Below are 20,693 nucleotides of genomic sequence, written 5' to 3'. Positions count from 1 at the left end.
GCAGACCGGACGCCGCCGGATGCCTGCCCTCATCCGTAGGTGCGCAGTTCGGACCACATCGCGCCCCAAGGGCGCCGGGGCTCCGTGCAGACGTAGACGTGACCTCCCCATTCGACGTTGTGCACGCCCGCGGGGTTGGAGAGGGTGGCCGCCACCCGCACATGCCGGAAGTACCGGTGCAGACGGTCGGCGTAGCCGTGGGCCTGGTCGGGGCCGGGAACGATGGCCACAACGGTTGTGGCCTGCGGGTTTCCGGGCCCCCACCACCAGCCGGAGTTGTGGGCACTCACGGCGGTGGGCAACCCGCTGCCGCGGCCGAGCTCGTTGACGGCGCCGGCCTCCCCGTAGTCGGCCGCGAAGATCACCGCGTCGGCGCGCTGACGAGCCGGGATCTCCGTCCACACCCGCTGTACGGCGCCGACGAGCTGGGGCCAGCCGATCGAGTTCCCCGAGTTCGCGTTGATGCCGTAGGTCCAGCCCACGGCGGAGGCGGGCAGCACCGGCAGCACCACCACGGCGAGCACCGCGCTCGACACGGCGGTCGCGGTCATCAGCCCGCGCATCCGGTCCGGGTGGGCGTGCAGCCATCCGTCGAGCCCCACGGCCCCGGCGGCCAGCAGGCACACGTAGAGCCCGCCCAGGTAGTACACCTGGGCGCCGGTCGTCACGGCGAACAGGACGAACAGGACGGCGTACGCGGTGACCAGGCACTGCCACAGGGGCCGGCCCGACTGCCAGAGGAAACGCAGGCCGGCCGCCCACAGCAGCACCATCGCCACGCAGGTCATGCCGAGTTGCCCGACTGTCCAGGTGACGATGTTCCCGGGGCCGCCGTTCTCGTCGTTGAGGGCCCGCGTCATCTCGAACATGGCCCAGCCGTGCCGGGCCTGCCACCACAGGTCGGGCAGCACGAGCAGCACGGCGATCACGGCACCCACGAACAACCGGCGGTCGGCCACCGTCCGGCGGGCCGGGCCGATCAGCACGGTGGCCAGCAGGACGATCCCGAAGATCGCTGCGAGGTGGTTGAACTCCGAGCCGACGCCGACCAGCGCACCCGCGGCAAGCCACCACCGCGTGTCGCCGGTTCGGCCGATGCGTACGACCACGAGCGCGATGGACGCCCACGCGAGCACTTCGTAGGACGTGGTGTTGGCGATGTGCCCGCCGCCCAGCAGCACGGGCATGGTGCCGGTCGCGATGGCCGCGAGGAACTGGGTCCGCCGGGCTCCGCCGAACTCCCGCGCGGTCAGGCCGCCCACGACGACGGTGCCGGCCGCGGCAAGGGCGGGCCACAGCCGCAGACCCGCCTCCGACACCCCGAACAGCGACAGCGAGACCCTGGCCAGCAGTGGTGCCAGCAGCGGCTGATCGACGTAGCTCGCCTGGAGGTGCCGGGCGGAGTCGAGGAAGTACAGCTCGTCGATGTGGAAACCGTAGCGGGAGGAGAGCGCCATCAGCAGGGCGAGAACCGCTCCCGCGACGCCGAACACCCTCCGGTCCAGCGGTGCGATCCCCCTGCCGGCCTCTCCGGCCTCGCTCGCCGTCCTTTTCGGCTGATCGTCGGCCATTCCGCCACCCCCCGGGTCCCGGCCACGGTCGCGTCACCGGCGACCGGAGCAGGCCCGGTGCGCACGGCTGCCGAGCCGCCCGCACCCTACGCCCGCGACCTGTGGATCCCGGAGGGGGGAGAGGCCGGACTCCCCCGACCGTCAGGACGTGCCTGCCCGGCGCGGCGGGTGGTGGTCAGCCTCGCTCGCGCTGGTGGTACGTCCGGCGTGTGTGCTCGGTGTGTTCCCGCATCACGGCCGTGGCCCGCTCCTCGTCCCCGGCGGCGATGGCCGCGATCAGCTCGCGGTGCTCGATCCAGGACCGGCTGCCGCGCTGACGGGCGACCGGCGTGTAGTACCAGCGCACACGTCGGCCCACCTGCGCGGCGAGTTCGGACAGGACGACATTGCCCGCCAGCTCCATAACCTTGGCGTGGAAGGCGGCGTTGGTGGCGACGGCGAGGTCCACCTGGTCGGCGGCGACGGCCCGTTCCCCCTGGGCGCACAGCTCCTCCAGCGCCTCGATCCCCGCCTGGCCCGCGTTGGCGGCCGCGAGACGTGCGGCCTCCGCCTCCAGCAGCGTGCGGACCGACAACAGCTGGTCCGCCTCCTCCTCGGTGGGCTCGTGGACGAACGCGCCCTGCGCGGGCCGCAGGTCGACCCAGCCCTCGGTGTTCAGCCGCTGGAGCGCCTCACGCACCGGCTGCCGTGACACACCCAGGTGCCCGGCCAGTTCACTCTCGACGAGATGCTGGCCGGGACTGAGCGCGCGGGTGGTGATGAGCTCCAGGAGAGCTTCGTAGACGCGCTCACGCAGCGGCCCGGGCCGCTCCAGCTTCGGCACCGACCCCTGCGGCAGTCCTGCGGACAACATCGCGTTCCCCCTCCGAGCGCCAAAGCGATTGCTTATCGTCTACAGTCTACCGAGCTCGATGCCGGGCAGGTGAGGTCAGGGGCAGCGGATCACCTGACCCGCGTAGGAGAGATTCCCTCCGAAGCCGAAGAGCAGGGCCGGAGCGCCGCTCTCCACCTCGCCGCGTTCCACCAGTTTGGAGAGCGCCATCGGGATCGACGCGGCCGAGGTGTTGCCGGAGTCGACGACGTCCCGGGCGATGACCGCGTTGACGGCGCCGATCCTTCGGGCGACGGGTTCGATGATCCTGAGGTTGGCCTGGTGGAGCACCACCGCGGCGAGTTCCTCGGGCGTGACTCCGGCCCGCTCGCAGACCTTCCGGGCGATCGGCGGCAGTTGCGTCGTCGCCCAGCGGTACACCGACTGTCCCTCCTGCGCGAACCTCGGGGGCGTGCCCTCGATCCGTACGGCGTTGCCCATCTCGGGCACCGAGCCCCACAGGACCGGCCCGATACCGGACCGCTCCCCGCCGTCCGGCTCGGCGCTCACCACCGCGGCGCCCGCCCCGTCGCCCATCAGCACGCAGCTGCTGCGGTCCGTCCAGTCGACGACGTCCCCCATCTTGTCGGCACCGATCACGAGAGCGCGGCCCGCGGCCCCGGCCCGGATCGCGTGGTCGGCGGTGGCCAGCGCGTGGGTGAAGCCGGAGCAGACCACGTTGATGTCCATGACCGCCGGCGAGCGCATCCCCAGACGCGCCGCAACCCGGGCGGACATGCTCGGCGAGCGGTCGACGGCCGTGGAGGTGGCCACGAGGACGAGGTCGATGTCGGCCGGCTGCAGCCCGGCCGACGCCAGAGCCTTGGCCGCGGCGTGCGCGGCCAGCTCGTCCACGGGCTCGTCGGGGCCTCCCACGTGCCGGGTCTTGATCCCGACCCGGCTGGTGATCCACTCGTCACTGGTGTCGACCATCGCCGCCAGATCGTCGTTGGTGAGGACCTTGGCAGGCTGGTAGTGGCCGAGCGCCACGACACGTGAGCCGGTCATGTAAGGGTTCCCCTCGCTACGTTTGGCAGGAACTATCCAGTCTTGGTTGCTACCGACCGGTACAGGGGCACGTAACCCGACAGGAATACGAGCCCAGGGTTGGAGCGTCTCGAACAGCTCCCGGGGAACTCCGACGACACTCCGGCGGCCCCTCCGGAATCACGAAACGGAGGCGGTTCCGGGGGTGCGCGGCCGTCCGTGCGGGTACGACGAGACCTCCGAGGCCACCTCGCCGCACGCCGGGCCGGTGACCCGTGGCAACCTCTGTACGAAGGGCCGTTTCGGCCTCCGGCACGTACAGAATCGGGATTGAACGGCTAATGGGACGGGTCACCGAACGTCGCCGCACCATCCGCGTCCGGGACGGGGCGGTCACCACGCGCCCCGACACCCTCGTCGCCGAGGAGCCTCTGGAGATCCGGCTGAACGGCAGGCCGCTCGCCATCACGATGCGCACCCCGGGCGACGACTTCGCCCTCGCGGCGGGCTTCCTGGTGAGCGAGGGCGTGATCGGCGAGGGCTCCGAGGTGCAGTCCATCGTCTACTGCGCCGGGGCGACGGCGGACGGTGTGAACACCTACAACGTCGTGGACGTGAAGCTCGCGCCGGGCGTCGCCGTCCCCGACATCACCCTGGAGCGCAACGTCTACACCACCTCGTCCTGCGGGCTGTGCGGCAAGGCGAGCCTGGACGCGGTCCGCACGGCGACCAGGCATCCGGTCGCGGACACTCCCCCGGTCCTGGTGACGCCCGCACTGCTCTCGGCCCTCCCCGGCCGTCTGCGCGAGGCGCAGCGGGTGTTCGACCGGACCGGCGGCCTGCACGCGGCCGCGCTGTTCTCACCGGAGGGCGAACTCCTCGACGTACGGGAGGACGTCGGGCGTCACAACGCCGTCGACAAGCTCGTGGGCCGGGCCCTCACCGACGGCCGGCTTCCGCTGTCGCGGTCGGTGCTGCTGGTGTCGGGGCGCGCGTCGTTCGAACTGGCGCAGAAGGCCGTCATGGCCGGGATCCCGGTCCTCGCGGCGGTCTCGGCGCCGTCGTCGCTGGCGGTGGACCTGGCGGCCGAGAGCGGACTGACGCTCGTCGGTTTCCTGCGGGGCTCGTCCATGAACGTGTACGCGGGCGACCACCGCATCGTCTTCGGGGCCGAGGCCGCCCTGGACTGAACCGCTCGCCCGCCGCGCAGTCGGTACCGCACAGGGGGCAGGGCCGCGGCCGACGGGCAGCACCCCGGTGCGGCGGCCGCGCGCCGCTCGGCACAGCGGGCGGCGCCCGTGCCCCCGTGCGGCGCTCCCGCCTCAGCCCACCGTGGCGGACTGCTGCGAGGTCGTCTCGTCCTCGGGGAGCGGATCACGGGAGCGGCGCTTGGCGATCACCGCGCAGACCATCAGCTGCATCTGGTGGAAGAGCATCAGAGGGAGCACGGCGAGACTGGCGTGGGCGCCGAACAGCACGCTGGCCATGGGCAGTCCGGCCGCCAGGCTCTTCTTCGACCCGGCGAACTGGATGGATATCCGGTCCTCGCGCCCGAATCCGAGCCGCTTCGCCCCGTACCAGCTGATGCTGAGCATGAGCGCGAGCAGCACGGCCTCGGCGGCGAGCAGCGCTCCGAGCCGGAGCGGGGTGACCTGGTGCCAGATCCCCGCCACCATGCCTTCGCTGAACGCCGTGTAGACCACGAGCAGGATCGAGCCGCGGTCGACATAGCCCAGTACCTTGCGGTGCCGGCCGATGAAGCCCCCGACCCAGCGGCGCAGCAGCTGTCCGGCGACGAAGGGCACCAGCAGCTGGAGGACGATCTTCACCAGTGAGTCGGCGGAGAACCCTCCCCCGCTGCCGCCGAGCAGCAGGGCGGCAAGAACCGGGGTGACCACGATGCCCGCGATGCTCGAGAAGGAGCCCGCGCAGATGGCCGCGGGTACGTTCCCGCGTGCGATCGAGGTGAAGGCGATCGAGGACTGGATGGTCGAGGGGACCAGGCACAGGAAGAGGAAGCCGTCCTGGAGCTGGGGGCTGAGCACATGGGGGACCAGTCCGTGGCTGGCGAGACCCAGCAGCGGGAACACCACGAAGGTGCAGATCAGGACGGTCAGGTGGAGGCGCCAGTGCTTCAGCCCGTCGAGCGCCTCGGCCGTCGACAGACGTGCCCCGTAGAGGAAGAAGAGCAGGGCCACCGCGCCGGTGGACGCGCCGCCCGCCACATCGGCCCCGGTGCCCGAGACGGGCAGCAGCGCCGCGAGTACCACGGTGCCGATCAGCGCGAGGATGTACGCGTCGACCGGCAGCCAGGAAGGCAGCGTGGGGATACGGCGGCTGATACTCATGTGCTCCGTGCTCTCTGGGTGATGTCGCGCCCCACCATCGTGCCCGCGAACACCTCCATCGGGAATCCCGTATACCGAACTGACTGTCATCACGTTTCGCGATAGCCTGCCCGTATGTACGACCCCGTCCAGCTCCGCACCTTCCTGGCCGTCGCCCAGACACTGAGCTTCACGCAGGCCGCGCGCCGGCTGGGCGTCCGGCAGTCGACGGTCAGCCAGCACGTCCGCAGGCTGGAGTCCGAAGCGGGCCGGCAGCTCTTCAGCCGCGACACGCATCGTGTCGACCTGACCGAGGACGGCGAGGCCATGCTGGGTTTCGCACGGACGATCCTGGAGGCCAACGAGCGGGCCGCGGCCTTCTTCACCGGCACCCGGCTGCGCGGACGGCTCCGTTTCGGTGCTTCCGAGGACTTCGTGCTGACCCGCCTGCCGGAGATCCTGGAGTCCTTCCGTCGCGAGCACCCCGAGGTCGAGCTGGAGCTCACGGTGGAGCTGTCCGGCGCCCTGCACCAGCAGCTCGCGGCGGGGCGGCTCGATCTGGTGCTGGCCAAGCGCCGCGCGGAGGACACCCATGGCGAGCTGGTCTGGCAGGACAGCCTGGTCTGGATCGGCGCCCCGCAGCTGAGGGTCGACCCGGACCGCCCGTTGCCGCTGATCGCCTTCCCCCCGCCGGGCCTGACCCGGGCACGTGCGCTGGAGGTGCTGGAGCAGCACGGCAGGGCGTGGCGCTTCGCGTGTACGAGCGCGAGTCTGAGCGCCCTGGTCGCGGCCGCCCGCGCGGGCCTCGGGGTGATGGCACACACCCGGGGACTGATCCCGCCCGGCCTCGCCCCGGTGCCCGCCCGGGCCGGGCTCCCGGAACTGGGAGATGTGGATTTCGTGCTGCTGCACGGACACCGCCGGGACACCGCCCAGGAGGCGGCGGACGCCCTCGCGGCGGCGATCCTGGCGGGCGGCGACCGCCTCCACCGCGGCCCCGTACTGCCCTCGCACCCGGACTCCGGGTAAGCGCTGCGTACAGATTCGGTGGAGATTCCCTCCCCCGCTGCTTACTCGGTGGTCAGAAGTACGCCCGAGCCTTGCCCATCTGGCCCGATTTCTACGGCGGCCCTGGCCAGATGTCACGTTTTCCGGAGACTTCGGACTCTCCCGCACACCCGCTCGGTGAGGTAGCGTCGCGGCGCCGTGCGGAGCCACAAGGAGCAGGTCGTTGCGTGAGTTCACTGTCCCACCCATGGCCGCCGCCCCTCAAGTCGGCGGCCTTGCCGATACCGTCTTCGACTACGCGGAGGAAGACCCCCGAAGGACGGCTCTCGGCCGCAAGGACGCGGAGGGCCGCTGGCACGACGTGTCGGCCGCCGCGTTCCGTGACGAGGTGCTGGCTCTGGCGAAGGGCCTGATAGCCCAGGGCATCAGGTTCGGCGACCGGGTGGCCCTGATGTCCCGCACCCGGTACGAGTGGACGCTCTTCGACTTCGCCCTCTGGACGGTGGGCGCCCAGTCGGTGCCCGTGTATCCGACGTCGTCGGCCGAGCAGGTCCTGTGGATGCTGCACGACGCCGAGGTCGCCGCGGTCGTGGTCGAACACGAGGACCACGCGATGACCATCGGTTCGGTCATCGACCGGCTGCCCCGTCTGCAGCGGCTCTGGCAGCTGGACGCCGACGCGGTCGGTGAGCTCACCGAGGCCGGGACGCTGATCGACGACGAGGTCGTCCACCGGCATCGCCGCGCGGTGACCCCCGAGTCGGTGGCGACCGTGATCTACACCTCCGGCACTACAGGGCGCCCCAAGGGCTGCGTGATCACCCACGCCAATTTCATGTTCGAGGCCGACACCATGGTCGGCAAATGGCACCCGGTGTTCCTCTCCAAGGCGGGAGAGGAGGCCTCGACCCTGCTCTTCCTCCCGCTGGCCCACGTCTTCGGCCGCATGGTGGAGATCGCCGCGCTGCGTGGAAAGGTGAAGCTCGGCCATCAGCCGGAGCTGTCCGCGAAGGCGCTGATGCCCGACCTGGTCGCCTTCCGCCCCACCTTCATCCTGGCGGTGCCGTACATCTTCGAGAAGGTCTTCAACGGCGCGCGGCGCAAGGCGGAGACGGAGGGGCGCGCCGGGGCGTTCGACAAGGCCGTGGAGATCGCGGTGAAGTACGCGGAGGCGATGGAGGAACGGGCCTTCGGCACCGGCCCCGGCCCGTCCGCCGGACTTCGGATGCAGCACCAGTTCTTCGACAAGGTGGTCTACCGCAAGGTCCGTGACGCGATGGGCGGCCGGGTGCGGCACGCCATGTCGGGAGGCTCCGGCATGGAACGCCGGCTGGGGCTCTTCTTCGCGGGCGCGGGCGTCACGGTCTACGAGGGTTACGGGCTGACCGAGACGACCGCCGCGGCCACCGCCAACCCCCCCGAGCGCACCCGTTACGGCACCGTGGGCCGGCCGATCCCCGGCTCGGCGGTGCACATCGCCCAGGACGGCGAGGTCTGGGTGCACGGCGCCAACGTCTTCTCCGGGTACCTCGGCGACCCCAAGTCGACCGACGCCGTGCTCCACGAGGGATGGCTGGCCACCGGCGACCTGGGCTCGCTGGACGAGGACGGCTACCTGACCATCACCGGGCGCAAGAAGGAGATCCTGGTGACGTCAGGCGGCAAGAGCGTCGCCCCGGCGGGCCTGGAGGAGCGGGTCCGCGCCCATCCGCTCGTGGGGCAGTGCATCGTCGTCGGCAACGACAGACCCTACGTCGCCGCCCTGGTCACGGTGGACCACGAGGCGGTCGAACACTGGCTCGCCATGCAGGGGCGTACGCCGATGAGCCCCGCCGACCTGGTGCGCGACCCCGATCTGGAGATGGAGGTGCGCCGGGCGGTGGTCGCCGCGAACACCGCGGTCTCCCAGGCGGAGTCCATCCGTACGTTCCGCATCCTGGCGCACCAGTTCACCGAGGAGCACGGCATGCTCACACCGTCGCTCAAGCTGAAGCGGAAGGCGATCGAGACGGCGTACGCGGCCGAGGTGGACGCCCTCTACCGGTGAGCGGGTCGCCGGATGGCGGCGGCAGGCGGCAGGCGGCAGGCGGCAGGCGGCAGGCGGCAGGCCCACCTGACCTCGGATCAGGTGCCGAATCCGGTCCTTCCGGATCTCGTCGGCCGGGAATGCCTGAGGTGCGCCGAACGTTGTCCCCTCGAGTAGCAACCGACAACGTTAGGATCGACCGCTCGTGAGCCAGGTCCCCACCATCACGCTCAACAACGGCCTCGAGATGCCGCAGCTCGGCTTCGGTGTCTGGCAGGTGCCGGACGACGAGGCCACCGCTGCCGTGACCACGGCCCTGGAGGCCGGGTACCGGAGCATCGACACCGCAGCGATCTACGGCAACGAGGCCGGCACCGGGAAGGCCATCGCCACCTCCGGTGTGCCCCGTGAGGAGCTCTTCGTCACCACCAAGCTGTGGAACGCGGATCAGGGGCACGACTCCACGCTGCGCGCGTTCGACGCGTCGCTGGACAGGCTGGGTCTCGAGTACGTCGACCTCTACCTGATCCACTGGCCGATCCCCTCCAAGGGGGCCTACGTCGACACGTACAAGGCGTTCGAGCGGATCCTCGCCGACGGGCGCGCCAAGGCCATCGGCGTGTCCAACTTCCACGCCGATCACCTGGAGCGGCTGCTGGGCGAGACCTCCGTGGTCCCGGCGGTCAACCAGATCGAGCTGCACCCGCAGCTCCAGCAGTCCGCCCTGCGCGCCCTGCACGCCGAGCACGGCATCGTCACCGAGGCCTGGTCGCCCCTGGGTTCGGGCCGTGGCCTCCTGGACGTCCCGACGGTGGCCGCCGTCGCGCACAAGCACGGCCGGACGCCCGCGCAGGCGGTGCTCCGCTGGCATCTGCAGACCGGTCACGTGGTGATCCCCAAGTCCGTGACCCCGTCGCGGATCGCGGAGAACATCGACGTCTTCGACTTCGAGCTGGACGCCGACGACCTGGCCGCGTTCGCCGCGCTCGACGAGGGCAAGCGGCTCGGCCCGGACCCGGCCGTGTTCGACGCCGGCGCCTGAGCCGATCCCGGACGCGCGAAAAGGCGCCCCCACCACGTGCGGTGGGGGCGCCTTCGCGCGCGGTACGGGCGGGGCGGAGGGCGGCCGGCTCGACGAGGGCTCCGGCCTGAGCCCCGTGGTCACGGCCGTACGCTGAACGCCATCAGGCGGAACTCCGGGTCGCGGCGGGCCCGGTCGGGCTCGGGAAGCGAGTCGAGCTCCGCCGCCAGCCGCTGTGCCGCCTGCCCGGGGAGCGACAGCCGGGACGCGTAGTCGCCACGCAGCACCGCCCGCGCGGCACGGCGTGGCGTGCGGCCCAGACCGCGGCCGGTGAACACGGCTTCGCCTGCCGGCTCCAGCCCGCAGCCGTCGGCGTACTCGGTGACAAGGGCTACGTCATCGGCCGGCCTGCGGCTGAGGAACGGGGCCTGGGCGGCGTCGATGTCACTTCCCACGTCGTGGCCGGCGTCCTTGTCGACGGTCGTGACGAACACCCCGCCGGGCCTCAGCACCCGGGCGGCCTCCGCCACCACGTCCCGGACCACGCCTTCGGCGCGCAGCAGGTGCAGCAGCCAGACCGCGGTCACCGCGTCGACCGTACTGGAGGCCAACGGCAGGCGCCGCACGTCGGCCAGGGCTACCGCGCCGGTCCGCTCGTGCGCCAGCCGCGCCATTCCGTAGGAGGCGTCCACGCCGGCCACCTGGAGCCCCGGCCGTCGGCGGGCGATCAGCTCGGTGACCGATCCCGTCCCGCATCCGATGTCCAGCAGTCTCCGTGCGGACCCGGGCACGAGCCGGAGCACCGCGTCGGCCGCGGCGCCGGCGCGGGGTGTTCCCCCGCGGGTGGAGTCGTAGCGCGCGGCCTGTTCGTCGTAATCCAGCACAAGGCAACCCTACGGGCTGTCCCGTCGGGGTATTGCTCATGTCAGCCGCCACCCATAACGTGCGCGCATGGAGCTGGAGTTGCGTCATCTGCGCACGGTAAGGGCCATCGCCGACACCGGCAGCCTCACCAAGGCGGCCGCGGCGCTGGGGCTCGCGCAGCCCGCGCTCAGCGCCCAGTTGCGGCGGATCGAGAAGGCGCTGGGCGGTCCCCTCTTCGACCGCGACCACACGGGCGCCAGGCCGACGCCACTCGGAGAACTCGTGCTGGAGCGCGCACGGGTGGTGCTTCCCGCGGTGAGCGGGCTGCAGGAAGAGGCGGTGCGCTTCGCCAACGCCTGGGCCACCGTGGAACGCTTCCGGCTCGGCGGCACCCACGGCCCGCTGCTCGGTGGTCTCGTCGACCGGCTCGCCAGCGCGCATCCGACGGCTCCGGTGACCACGTACACCTCGTGGTCGGTGGCGGAGATCGCCTCGCTGCTGATGGACGGGAGGCTCGACTTCGCCCTGATCGGCACCTGCGGCGAAAGCCCTCCGCCGATGGCCGACCGTCTGGTCTGGGAGGTGATCGGCGTCGACCCGGTGTTCGTCATGCTCCCCGAAGGGCATCCGCTGGCGGACGAGGAGGAGCTGGAACTGTCCGCGCTGGCGGACGAGTGCTGGGCCGACGTTCCCGGCGACGGATGCTTCGCAGACTGCTTCACCGCCGCGTGCGCCCGTGCGGGGTTCACCCCGGCGTCGGTGTACGAGACGGACACCGTCTCCGTCGTCCATCTGGTCCAGGTGGGCCGGGCCGTCGGGCTCTGCCGCGCGACGTTCCCGCCGACGCCCGGCGTGGTGACCCGTCCTCTCGCAGGGTCCCCGCTGAGCTGGCGTCACCTGCTGGGCAGGCATCCGCGCTCCTCCACCGCGGGGGCGGCCGCCGCCGCGGTGACCGGGCACACCCGGTCGGCTTACACGGAGGCGGTGCGGCGGAGCGACAGCTACGCGCGCTGGCTCGCCGCACACCCCCGTTTCGGCCCGGCTCCCTGATCTCCCCGGTGTGCGGCTCTACTTGGCCCCGTGTCCGGCGGCGACCGCCTCGACGCGCCCGGCGAGTTCGATGTCCTTGTGGGTGACGGCTCCGCCCGCGTCGTGCGTGTGCACGGACAGGCCCACGGTGTTGTAGCCCAGAGTCAGGTCCGAGTGGTGGTTCAGCTCGTCCTGGATCCGGGCCACGTGCATCGTCAGCGCGGCAGCCGCGAAGTGGGAGGGCAGCCGGTAGGTGCGGGCGATCCGGTCGCCCTCCAGCTGCCAGCCGGGCAGCTCGCGGAGCCCGGCCTCGACGTCGTGGGCGGACAGCGGTTCGGTGGGCATGCGTGGCTCCTCGGCATATCGGTGCGGTCGGGCGGTCGGTGCACAGGTGCGGTCGGTGCCCCGTGACGTTACGGTCCGCGCGCCCGGGCTGTCGCGTCCGACACGGCGGCGGGCGCGCGCCGCACACCTCGCACACCCGGCGGTCGTACTCCGCCTTCGCAGCTCTGGCGTGCCCGCTCAGCCGCCCGCACTCGGCGCCGTCCACGGCGCGTCACCGCGTGCCAGCAGGAACGCCACCGCGCTCGTCCCGGCCAGGATGACCAGTGCGAGCAGCAACGGCAGGGCCGGGTGCCCGCCGCGCACCGCGAGCGCGCCGCCGAAGGCACCTGCCAGCAACGACAGGGCGGAGAGTCCTCTGCGCCCCGCCCTTCCCCCCGGCCCCTTCACCAGCCGGCTGTCGGCGACCGCGCCCGTGAGAGTGCGGGTGAGGACGGTGGTGGTGAGGTCGGGAACGGCCAGCGCCCGGACGGCGGCGTTCTGCACTCCGAGCGCGAGGCCGAGCAGGGCGATGAGCCTGAAGCGGACGACGCCGGTGTAAGGCGCGTGCGAGACCAGCACCAGGATCACGGCGACGGCGACGAAGACGGTCTCGACGAGCAGGGCACGTCGCAGCAGCCGGCCCCGGTGCTCCGCTGCCCGATGGGCGACGGCTCCGCCCGCGAGCGCTCCCACCACGAAGGAACCGAACGCCAGAAGGGAGGCCAGCAGCGGGAAGCCCTGAGCACCGGCGAGGGCGAAGCCCGTGAAGACGACGTTCCCGGTCATGTTGGCGACGAAGACCCGCCCCAGGACCAGGAAGCTGAACGCGTCGACCAGCCCGGTGAGCACGGTCAGCACGAGCAACAGCGGCGGGAGCGGTCCCTGGGCGCCGGTCATGTCGGGCAGCAGGGTGGCTCTGGCCTCACGCAGCACGGCGTACATGAGCGGCTCACTCCGATCCCTGGATGTGATCAGGGATTCTGCCGCAGTCCTGGCGCCGCACCGTCCGTACGCGCCGGGGTCCGGGTACCGCACCGCCCGTACGCGCCGGGGTCCAGGCCCGGGCACCCGAACCGTCGCGGCAGGGCGGACACCCCACCCGTACGACCGGTGGATCGACGCCCGGAGCCCGGACTCCGTTCGTGGGTGGCGAAAACCGGCACCGCCGGCCCGCACCGCCCCGCGTCCGCAGGTGCCTGAGCCCCGCACGCTGCCGGAGCTCAGGCTCGTGCGCGCCGTCAGGCTTCGGAGGCCGTCACCAGATGTGCCTCCACCAGCTCGGCGAACTCCTCCGGTGTCACTGTCCTGACGCCCAGCTCCTCGGCCTTGGTCCGCTTGGACCCGGCCTTCTCCCCCGCGACGAGCAGACTGGTGCGCTTGGAGACGCTGGACGAGGACTTGCCGCCGGCCCGCTCGATGAGTTCGTTCATCTGATTGCGCGACAGCGGCTCGAGGACCCCGGTCATCGCACCTGTGACCACGACCGTCATACCGGTGAGCGGCAGCGCGTCCTGCGCCACGCCCTCGGTCGCGCCGTCGCCCGTCTCCGTCCCGGGTTCGGCCGGCGGGGTCGCGCCGGGCTCCGTCATGTTGACCCCGGCGGCCACCAGCTTGCCGATCAGAGGCGCGAGCTCGGCCAGTTCGGAGACGACCGCCGCGGCCTTCTCCTTGCCTATGCCGTCGACCCGCTGCAACGCCTCGGCGTCGGCTGCCACGATCAGCTCCATCGAGGCGAAGTGCCGGGCGATCCTGCGCGACATGGACCGACCCGTCCCACGCACGCCGAGGGCACAGAACACCCTGGACAGCGGGCGGGTCCTGGCGACCTCGATGGCCGCGAGGAGATTGTCCGTGGACGTCTCCCCCATCCTGTCCAGGGAGAGGAGCTGCTCACGTTCCAGCGTGAACAGATCCGCGAAGTCCTGGACGAGACCTGCGTCGACGAGCTGGACGACCCGGGTGGCACCGAGCCCTTCGATGTCCAGCTGGTCGCGTCCGGCGGCGTACGAGACGGAGGCGACCAGACGGCAGTCCCGGCCCCGGGTGCAACGCCAGCGCTGCTCGCTCGTGTCGATCTCCGAGCCGCACTGCGGGCAGGCCTCGGGGAATTCGATCGGCCGCTCCTCACCCGTCCGCAGATGGGCGACGGGCGCCTCGATGCGGGGAATGATGTCACCGGCCTTGTAGACCATCACATGGTCGCCCAGGCGCAGATCGCGGCGGGTGATGTCGGCCGGATTGTGCAGGGTGGCGTAGCCGACGGTCGAACCGTCGATCTCGACCGGTTCCAGCACGGCACGGGGTGCGATGATCCCGGTCCTGCCGACGTTCCATTCGACGGCGAGCAGCCGGGTGACCTTCTCCACGGCCGGCAGCTTGTAGGCGATCGCCCATCGGGGCGCCCGTGTCCCTGTCCCCGCGTCCCGCTGGTCGGCGGCCAGGTCCGCCTTGATCACGATGCCGTCGATCCCGAACGGCAGGGTGGCACGCCGCGCGGCGATGTCCTCGACGCCGGCCAGCACCTCCTCGGCCGTGGTGACCGTCCGCGGGGCGACATCGGTGTCCGCCGCCGTGTGCACGCCGAGCCCGGCGACGTAGGTCAGGACCTCGCCGTGCGGGAGCGCGGCCAGCGTCGCGGTCAGGTCACCGGAGTCCTCGAGGGCGAGGGCGCCGTACGCGAAGAAGGTCATCTCGACCCGGTACGGACGGTCCTTGGCCCGCAGGGTGCCCGCGGCGCCGTTGCGCGGATTGGCGAAGGGGGCGGCGCCGTGCTCCGTGCGCACCGCGTTGGCCTGCTCGAACTGCTCGTCGGTCATGAGGATTTCGCCGCGCACCTCGAGAGTGACCGGCTCGCCCAGCCGGTCGGGCAGCCCCAGGACCGTGCCGATGGCGTGGGAGACGTCCTCACCGGCCGCCCCGTCACCGCGGGTGATCAGCCGCTCCAGACGGCCCTGACGGTAGCGTGCGGCGACGGCCAGGCCGTCCAGCTTGGGCTCGACGCTCCAGGCCGCGACAGGCCTGCCTATGCGCCGCTCGACGGATGCCGTCCAGGTGACGAACTGCTCGGCGGAGAAGACGTTGTCCAGCGAGAGCATCGGAGCGGTGTGCGGCACGTCCCCGGACGCGGCCCCGCCCGCGACCTTCCCGGTCGGCGACGCGTCCAGCACCTCCTGGGGGTGCTCCTCCTCGTACGCCGCGATGCCGCGCACGAGCCGGTCGTACGCATCGTCGTCGAGAGGGCTCTCACCCGCGGTGTAGTACGCGGCGGCGGCACGCTTCGCCTCCTCCACCGCGGCGGCGTAGGAGGCGGTATCGGCGAGCACACCCGTTGAGTTCGTCGTCATGACCGTCATCCTGCCTGCCACCACTGACAATCGGTTCCGCCGCCGGATCGACTCCTCGCAGGAGAGAGCGCTCTCCCATGATCGGACAACGAGAACGCGTTCAAACCGCAGGCATACAGCACCCTTGTTCAGAATATTGACATGCTTGCGTCACGCTTCTACGTTCATCGAGAGAGCGCTCTCTACCCTGGCCGGACAACCGGCCGGAGGAACCCCACTTCCTCGGAACAGGAGTGCCGTGCCCTTCCACATCAGACGCACGACCGCACGACGCCGCAGATCACTGCCCCCGTGGCGCTACCGGATCGCGGGGCTGGCCGCAGCCGCGCTCACCCTGGCCTTCCTCCAGCCCGGCACGGGAACCGCCGCCGGGGACCAAGGCACGAAGGCCACCGCCGACGTGGTGCGGGTGGCCGAGTTCCTCGCGGAATGCCCCTACACCCACCGCCTCCCCGACGACCCGATCGTGCTCCCGAAGCTGCCCGGCGCCTCGCACATGCACAGCTTCTTCGGCAACGACTCCACCGACGCCCACTCCGATCTGGCGTCGCTGGAGCGGGCGGGCACCAGCTGCGCCCCCACGACCGACCTCTCCTCGTACTGGGTTCCCACCCTCTACGACGGTGACAAGGAGGTGGAGCCGACCGGCACCACCTTCTACTACCTCGGTGAGGGCGTGCGGGACGACATCATCCGGACGATCAAGCCGTTCCCCCGCGGCCTCCGGATCGTCGCGGGCAACGCCAAGGCCACGGGGCCCGACGACAACACGATCTCCCGCTGGTCCTGCCTGCACCACGGCGAGGTGAACCCGTCCCACGACTTCGTCAACTGCCCCGCGGGCTCCATGCTGGAGAGTTACCTGGACTTCCCGCAGTGCTGGAACGGCACGGATCTCGACTCGGCCGACCACAAGAGCCACATGGCCTATCCGGTCGGCGGGGAATGTCCGTCGACACACCCGGTCCCGGTACCCAAGCTCCGTCAGGTGCTTCGCTATCCGGTCAACGGGGACCCCGCCCGCCTCCGGCTGGCGTCGGGACGGGGTTACACGATGCACGGCGACTTCTTCAACGTGTGGCCCGAGGCCGAGATGGCGCAACGGGTGCGCGACTGCATCAACGCGATCATCAAGTGCGGTGCCGACGGCACTCCCTGACAGTGGCTCAGCACATCTGACGGCCGTACGCACACCCCCTCTCCGACAGCGCCCGTCCGGACTTCCCGGTCCGGACGGGCGCCTGTGCGCAAGGACGACACCCATGACCGTTCGACGCCTCGCCGCCCTGCTCCTGCTCCTCGCCCTCCTGAGCTCGTGTGCCGGGGAGGGCGGGACGAGGACCGTCCCCCTGTCAGGTCCGGCGTCCGGCTCCTCGGCACCGGCACCCTCCACAGGCCCGACGGACTCCGCCTGGGTGCAGTTGATGATTCCCATGGACGACTCCGCGGTGGCGCTCCTGGACCTGGCGGCCGAGAGGGCCACCCGCACCGGGCTGCGTTCCTGGGCTTCCCGCCTCCGCGAGGACATGGCCACCGAACTGGCCGGGCTGCGAGCGCTTCGGGACGGGATGAGGCTGCCCGACACCGACGTGCACCAAGGCCATGACATGCCCGGGATGGTGACGGCGACGGATCTCGAAGCCGCCCGGTCCACCCGGGGCGAGGCGTTCGACCGACTGCTGGTGACACAGATCCGGGACCATCTGCGCCAGTCGGAGCGGGTCTCTCGCTCCGAGACCTCCGAGGGGGAGGCGCCGGAGGCGAGGGCGCGGGCCCGGACGCTCGTGGCCGACCGCGGGGAACAACTGGCGGATCTGGCCGGGCTCTGAACCCGACGGGGCCGCTGACGTGCCGGAACCCTTCGCCTGCCCGTCGGATGACCCGGTATAAAGACTGCATGACTGCCGATGTCTCGCCGCCCGTACGCCCCGCGACCCTGGAGGACGTGGCCGCGGTGGCCGGTGTCTCGCGGGCCACCGTGTCCCGGGTGATCAACGGCGCGACCACGGTCGACCCGGCGCTGCGGCGCGTCGTGGAGGAGGCGGTGTCCACCACGGGCTACGTCCCCAACCGCGCGGCGCGTTCCCTGGTGACACGGCGCACGGACTCGATCGCCCTGGTCGTGTCCGAGCGGGAACGGCGCACCGTGTCGGAGCCGTTCATCGGCCGGATGTTCTCCGACCCGCACTTCGGGCGCGTCGTCGACGGGCTGATGGACGTCCTGCGCCCGGCCGGCATCCAGATGGTGCTGATGCTGGCCGACGACGAGGCGTCCCGCAACCAGTTGCTGTCCTATCTGCGCCAGGGCCATGTCGACGGGGTGGTGCTGATCTCCTCGCACGCCGACGACCCGCTCCCGGAACTGCTGCACGACACCCGGCTGCCCGCCGTCCTGGCCGGACGCCCTCGTAACCCCTCACCCCTCACCTACGTCGAGGCGGACCAGAGGGCCGGGGCGCAGATGGCCGCCGACCACCTCGCCGGTCTGGGCCGACGGCGCGTCGGCTCGGTGACGGGCCCCCAGGACATGCCTGCGGGACAGGTGCGGCTGACCGGTTTCCTGGACGCGCTCGAACGGCACGGGATCGGGGACGTGGTGACCGCCGAGGGCGGCTTCACCCAGGCGGGAGGGGCATCGGCCATGCGCCGACTGCTGGCCGAACGCCCGGACCTGGACGCGGTGTTCATCGCTTCCGACCTGATGGCTCTGGGCGCGCTGCCCGTGCTGCTGCGGGCCGGCCGCGAGGTTCCCGGCGATGTGGCCGTGGTGGGCTTCGACGACAGCAACGCGGCGGTCGCCTGCGACCCGCCGCTGACGACCGTCCGGCAGCCGGTGGAGGAGATGGCCGCCGAGATGGCCCGGCTCCTCCTCAAGCAGATAGGCAAGCCGGGCAACGGCCCCGCGCCCTCGGTGGTGTTCCATCCGACGCTGGTGCGGCGCGAGTCAGCCTGACGGCCGGACTCCCGGCCGCTCTCAGCCGCGTGTTCCCGGGACGGCGTCATCGGCGTCCGCCACCGCGTCACCAGCACGGTCGCCCTCGGGAGCGGGCAGCGGTTCGACCGCACGGACCGGCCGCGCGGCGGGCCCCGGTGCGGCGCCGTGGGCCGGTACGCTCACGCCGGCGGACGGACCGGGGAACGGCGCGTCGGCCGGACCGGCCCCGGTGAGACCCTCCTGGCTCAGGGGCACCTGTGGGCCGGAGAGCTCCCGCAGCCAGTGCGCCAGCACCCTGTGCACCGCCTCCGCACCCACCGGCCCGGCCGGACCTGACGCGTGCGGGGCCTGCGCCGCCAGGACGTCGAGCGGGTCCGTCAGAGTGCGGGGCCACAGCAGGAACGGCCGTGACTGTTCACCGCCGAGCCCGCCGTGCGAACCGATCTGCTCCTCGAAGGCGTGCACCCGGCCCGTCTCGGGGTCGTACATCGAATTGACCATCACATCCGCGACGTGCGGGAACCCGTCGGTACGCCGGACGGCGTCCGCCGCGCCGTCCCCGAAGGGTGCGAGCGGTCCCTCGCCGTCCGTCAGTTCGGCGACCGGGATCTCGGCCCCGCCCCTGCCCAGCACCACCGAACCGTGCTCCTCGCTGCGCACCAGCAGGAAGCCGATCCCAGGATGCGAGGCAAGGGTGCCCAGCAGTGCGGGGTGACGGCGGTCCAGCTCCTCGCGTGAGGCACGGCCGTCCATGTCCGGGAAGGACAGCAGCCCGAGGTTCCCTGAGGCGAGCACGACGGGGTCGGAGGCCTTGGGGTGCTCGGTCTCGTGGTCCCCGGCGACCGGCCGGTGCAGCGCGATGCGCACGGCGTCGCGGGCCTCCGAGGCACTGCGGGTGCGCTGGGCGCTGCGCGGTACGGGAAGCCCGCAGCCGGCCCGTACGAGGTCCTTGAGCGTGAGGCCGTACCGTCCGGCGAAGGTCTCCCCCGGGCTCTGCCCGTGGTCCGAGAGCAGCACGATCCGATAGGCGCGCGGGGTGTGTTCCGCGATCTTCAGGATGAGCCCGAGAGAGCGGTCGAGACGGGTCAGGACCTTCTCCGCGTCCCTGCTGTGGGGTCCGGAGTGGTGGGCGACCTCGTCGTAGGCGACCAGGTCGGCGTAGACGGCGGTACGTCCGGCGAACATGTCACCGATGACCGCGGCGACCACGACGTCGCGTTCCACGACCGTCGCGAACGCCCTGATGAAGGGGTAGAGCCCCCCGCGCTTGATCCGGGGCGACTCCTTGCGGACCCGGGCGCGGACCGACTGGCCGATCTCACGGCCGACCTCGGCGGCGAAGGAGAGCGCGGTGCGGACGGCGTTGGCGGGATCGGAGAAGTACGCGAAGTAGCCCGCGCGCGAGCGGCGTCCCTTGCCCAGCCGGGCGGCCATCGACAGGACCAGGGCGAGCTGGTCCGCGCCCCCGCTGAAGAGGTTGCCCCGGCTGGCGCCGTCGACGGTGAGCAGGCCGCCGTCACGGGTGCGGGCGATCGCCCTGCGCTGCAGTTCGAGGGCGCTCGCGGGCCTGCTGGACACCATGACGGTGCCGGTCTCCTTCTCGTACCAGCGGAAGGCGGGTACGTCGAAGTTGCTGCCGTGCAGGAGGGCGAGCTGACTGGCTCCGGTCTGGCTGGACCAGTCGGTGGTCCACGGGGTCAGCCGGTGCCCTGCCTCGTCGGCGAGCAGACCGGCCACCGTCGGCATGAGTCCGTCGGCCGCGGCCCGTTCGAGTACGTCGTGGCCCACGCCGTCGAGCTGCACGAAAACCATGCCCGGCGGGCCGTCGCGCCCGCCGTCCGGGCTGTGGGGGGTTCCGCTGCGTCTGCGGCGCCGGTCGGCGAGGCGGGAGAGTCTGCGCCGGTAGGCGTCGTCGTCCCGCACGGCGAGGGCTGTGGACACCGCCGAGGCGACCGCGGACATGACGGCGGCCACCACTACGGCGGTCTCCGGGTTGGCGTCGCCTCGTCCGTCCGGGATGAGCCGCAGCGCGAGGAGGAGCAGTGAGCCGTTGAGGAAGAAGACCAGGGCGCCGAGGACCAGGGCCGGCACGATGAGGAGTGCTCTGACGAGGACCGGCCACACCAGGGCGGAGAGCAGGCCGAAGGCTCCCGCGCCCCAGGCCGCGGTGAAGGCGGTCCTGGTGACGGTGTCGCCGTCGTCGGCCTGGAGCTGGAAGTCGGGGAGGATTCCGGCGAGCGCCAGCAGGGTGAGGGAGGAGACGACCCACACCGACACCACGCGAAGGAGGGTGCCTCCCGCTCTACGCCATCGCCGGTCACTCACGCCGTTCCACCTCATGTCCGGGCCCCTTGTCCGTCGTGGGCCCGCTTCAAGCGTGTCACAG

General features: G+C 71.7%; 18 protein-coding genes. 9 read left to right on the top strand and 9 right to left on the bottom strand.

The window, feature by feature from the left end:
* Positions 1 to 29: 29 nt before the first annotated feature.
* The 3 genes from ACGFNN_RS18090 to ACGFNN_RS18080 form a co-directional block, all read right to left on the bottom strand.
* Positions 30 to 1,571 carry an ArnT family glycosyltransferase gene (locus tag ACGFNN_RS18090; protein ID WP_393556930.1) on the bottom strand — a complete coding sequence of 514 codons (1,542 nt, stop codon included), beginning with the start codon at positions 1,569 to 1,571 and terminating at the stop codon, positions 30 to 32.
* 175 nt (positions 1,572 to 1,746) lie between these two features.
* Positions 1,747 to 2,424: a GntR family transcriptional regulator gene (locus tag ACGFNN_RS18085; RefSeq protein ID WP_393556928.1), complete on the bottom strand. Its 678-nt coding sequence runs from the start codon at positions 2,422 to 2,424 to the stop codon at positions 1,747 to 1,749.
* A gap of 75 nt (positions 2,425 to 2,499) precedes the next feature.
* Positions 2,500 to 3,450, bottom strand: coding sequence for a beta-ketoacyl-ACP synthase III (locus ACGFNN_RS18080; protein WP_393556926.1), 951 nt, complete (start codon positions 3,448 to 3,450; stop codon positions 2,500 to 2,502).
* 184 nt (positions 3,451 to 3,634) lie between these two features.
* Between ACGFNN_RS18080 and ACGFNN_RS18075 the strand changes: the two genes are divergently transcribed.
* Positions 3,635 to 3,763, top strand: a complete 129-nt coding sequence (locus ACGFNN_RS18075) for a hypothetical protein (protein ID WP_393556924.1) — start codon at positions 3,635 to 3,637, stop codon at positions 3,761 to 3,763.
* 7 nt (positions 3,764 to 3,770) lie between these two features.
* A complete protein-coding gene (gene fdhD, locus ACGFNN_RS18070) occupies positions 3,771 to 4,619 on the top strand; it encodes a formate dehydrogenase accessory sulfurtransferase FdhD (protein WP_393556922.1) in 849 nt (282 codons plus the stop codon).
* Between the two features lie 132 nt (positions 4,620 to 4,751).
* Here fdhD and ACGFNN_RS18065 read toward each other — a convergent pair whose 3' ends face one another.
* Positions 4,752 to 5,771, bottom strand: coding sequence for a bile acid:sodium symporter family protein (locus tag ACGFNN_RS18065; RefSeq protein WP_393557092.1), 1,020 nt, complete (start codon positions 5,769 to 5,771; stop codon positions 4,752 to 4,754).
* Positions 5,772 to 5,891: 120 nt separating this feature from the next.
* Between ACGFNN_RS18065 and ACGFNN_RS18060 the strand changes: the two genes are divergently transcribed.
* The 3 genes from ACGFNN_RS18060 to ACGFNN_RS18050 all read left to right on the top strand — a co-directional run bounded on the left by ACGFNN_RS18060 (position 5,892) and on the right by ACGFNN_RS18050 (position 9,832).
* Complete coding sequence (locus tag ACGFNN_RS18060) at positions 5,892 to 6,785, top strand: LysR substrate-binding domain-containing protein (protein WP_393556920.1); 894 nt, start codon at positions 5,892 to 5,894, stop codon at positions 6,783 to 6,785.
* Positions 6,786 to 7,011: 226 nt separating this feature from the next.
* Positions 7,012 to 8,811 (top strand): AMP-dependent synthetase/ligase, encoded by a 1,800-nt coding sequence (locus ACGFNN_RS18055; protein ID WP_393557090.1) that lies wholly within the window; start codon positions 7,012 to 7,014, stop codon positions 8,809 to 8,811.
* Between the two features lie 184 nt (positions 8,812 to 8,995).
* Positions 8,996 to 9,832, top strand: a complete 837-nt coding sequence (locus ACGFNN_RS18050) for an aldo/keto reductase (RefSeq protein WP_393556918.1) — start codon at positions 8,996 to 8,998, stop codon at positions 9,830 to 9,832.
* 119 nt (positions 9,833 to 9,951) lie between these two features.
* Here the strand turns inward: ACGFNN_RS18050 and ACGFNN_RS18045 are convergent, their stop codons facing one another.
* Positions 9,952 to 10,695: a class I SAM-dependent methyltransferase gene (locus ACGFNN_RS18045; RefSeq protein ID WP_393556916.1), complete on the bottom strand. Its 744-nt coding sequence runs from the start codon at positions 10,693 to 10,695 to the stop codon at positions 9,952 to 9,954.
* Between the two features lie 67 nt (positions 10,696 to 10,762).
* On the opposite strand from ACGFNN_RS18045, the gene ACGFNN_RS18040 reads away from it, so the two are divergent.
* A complete protein-coding gene (locus ACGFNN_RS18040) occupies positions 10,763 to 11,725 on the top strand; it encodes a LysR family transcriptional regulator (RefSeq protein ID WP_362544517.1) in 963 nt (320 codons plus the stop codon).
* An 18-nt stretch (positions 11,726 to 11,743) separates the two neighbouring features.
* On the opposite strand, the gene ACGFNN_RS18035 is transcribed toward ACGFNN_RS18040, so the two are convergent.
* The 3 genes from ACGFNN_RS18035 to ligA all read right to left on the bottom strand — a co-directional run bounded on the left by ACGFNN_RS18035 (position 11,744) and on the right by ligA (position 15,372).
* Positions 11,744 to 12,049 carry a 4a-hydroxytetrahydrobiopterin dehydratase gene (locus tag ACGFNN_RS18035; RefSeq protein WP_393556914.1) on the bottom strand — a complete coding sequence of 102 codons (306 nt, stop codon included), beginning with the start codon at positions 12,047 to 12,049 and terminating at the stop codon, positions 11,744 to 11,746.
* A gap of 177 nt (positions 12,050 to 12,226) precedes the next feature.
* Positions 12,227 to 12,970 carry a DUF1275 family protein gene (locus ACGFNN_RS18030; protein ID WP_393556912.1) on the bottom strand — a complete coding sequence of 248 codons (744 nt, stop codon included), beginning with the start codon at positions 12,968 to 12,970 and terminating at the stop codon, positions 12,227 to 12,229.
* A 296-nt stretch (positions 12,971 to 13,266) separates the two neighbouring features.
* Positions 13,267 to 15,372, bottom strand: coding sequence for an NAD-dependent DNA ligase LigA (gene ligA, locus ACGFNN_RS18025; RefSeq protein WP_393556910.1), 2,106 nt, complete (start codon positions 15,370 to 15,372; stop codon positions 13,267 to 13,269).
* Positions 15,373 to 15,610: 238 nt separating this feature from the next.
* On the opposite strand from ligA, the gene ACGFNN_RS18020 reads away from it, so the two are divergent.
* The 3 genes from ACGFNN_RS18020 (at position 15,611) to ACGFNN_RS18010 (ending at position 18,325) form a co-directional block, all read left to right on the top strand.
* Positions 15,611 to 16,531 carry a DUF1996 domain-containing protein gene (locus ACGFNN_RS18020; RefSeq protein WP_393556908.1) on the top strand — a complete coding sequence of 307 codons (921 nt, stop codon included), beginning with the start codon at positions 15,611 to 15,613 and terminating at the stop codon, positions 16,529 to 16,531.
* A gap of 103 nt (positions 16,532 to 16,634) precedes the next feature.
* A complete protein-coding gene (locus tag ACGFNN_RS18015) occupies positions 16,635 to 17,201 on the top strand; it encodes a DUF305 domain-containing protein (protein WP_393556906.1) in 567 nt (188 codons plus the stop codon).
* Between the two features lie 68 nt (positions 17,202 to 17,269).
* Entirely contained in the window at positions 17,270 to 18,325 is a 1,056-nt protein-coding gene (locus ACGFNN_RS18010) for a LacI family DNA-binding transcriptional regulator (protein ID WP_393556904.1), read from the top strand.
* Between the two features lie 21 nt (positions 18,326 to 18,346).
* On the opposite strand, the gene ACGFNN_RS18005 is transcribed toward ACGFNN_RS18010, so the two are convergent.
* The gene (locus ACGFNN_RS18005; RefSeq protein ID WP_393556902.1) at positions 18,347 to 20,647 is read right to left on the bottom strand and encodes an alkaline phosphatase family protein; all 2,301 of its coding nucleotides are present in this window, start codon (positions 20,645 to 20,647) and stop codon (positions 18,347 to 18,349) included.
* Positions 20,648 to 20,693 lie beyond the last annotated feature (46 nt).

The sequence above is a fragment of the Streptomyces sp. NPDC048590 genome (genome assembly GCF_043199535.1).
GTDB lineage: Bacteria > Actinomycetota > Actinomycetes > Streptomycetales > Streptomycetaceae > Streptomyces.
This window is presented reverse-complemented; position numbering and strand designations above follow the sequence as displayed.